The sequence below is a fragment of the Paraburkholderia sp. SIMBA_053 genome, from assembly GCF_046534895.1.
Taxonomy (GTDB): domain Bacteria; phylum Pseudomonadota; class Gammaproteobacteria; order Burkholderiales; family Burkholderiaceae; genus Paraburkholderia; species Paraburkholderia caledonica.
Genome location: NZ_JAWRXU010000086.1, coordinates 1 through 500 on the forward strand (window position 1 = coordinate 1; position 500 = coordinate 500).

Here is a 500-nt window from a genome sequence, read left to right on the forward strand (position 1 = left end):
GCGACTACTGTGCTCCAGGCGTGATCATCCTGGCAACCATCGCCGGTGCGCCAGCGACGGAGTGTCAATCAACTACTGCGGCAGCGCGGCCAGTGCGATCTCACTCGCGCTGTCCAGTTGCTCGACGTGCCAGCACTTTTCAATCAATGCGCGCGTTTGAGCTGGCGAAAGAATGCCGTCGGCGAGGTCGGCGAACTTCTTCTCGAGTTGCTGATCGGTCATCGGCACTTCAGTGCTGCCGATGGCATGCTGAATGAACTTGTGCAGCTTGCGTGATGGTCATGTCGACCTGTTCCGGCTTGATTGCAGGATCGATGATTGCGTTCACCTTCTCGCGCAGGGCAACCGTCACCGGGTCGCGCACTTTCGCATCGCTGAACTGTTTTTCGCCGCCCGCGCCGTCGATCACGGCAATCGCGACCGCATGATAGATGCTGAACTTGCCTTCGAGCCCGATCTGCGGCGTCTTCTTGCCGGTCAGTTCGATGACGAGCGGATGC

General features: G+C 59.4%; 1 protein-coding gene and 1 pseudogene. Both read right to left on the minus strand.

All coding sequences use genetic code 11. The features are described 5' to 3' along the window. Nucleotides 1-72: 72 nt before the first annotated feature. Nucleotides 73-222: a hypothetical protein gene (locus SB753_RS34670; RefSeq protein ID WP_410804550.1), complete on the minus strand. Its 150-nt coding sequence runs from the start codon at nucleotides 220-222 to the stop codon at nucleotides 73-75. Nucleotides 223-229: 7 nt separating this feature from the next. Continuing rightward, nucleotides 230-500, minus strand: a pseudogene (locus SB753_RS34675) (hypothetical protein); the annotation flags it as partial.

What these genes read in the sequence shown, in the direction of transcription:
- SB753_RS34670 (WP_410804550.1), bottom strand. Translation starts at nt 222, where the DNA reads ATGACCGATCAGCAACTCGAGAAGAAGTTCGCCGACCTCGCCGACGGC.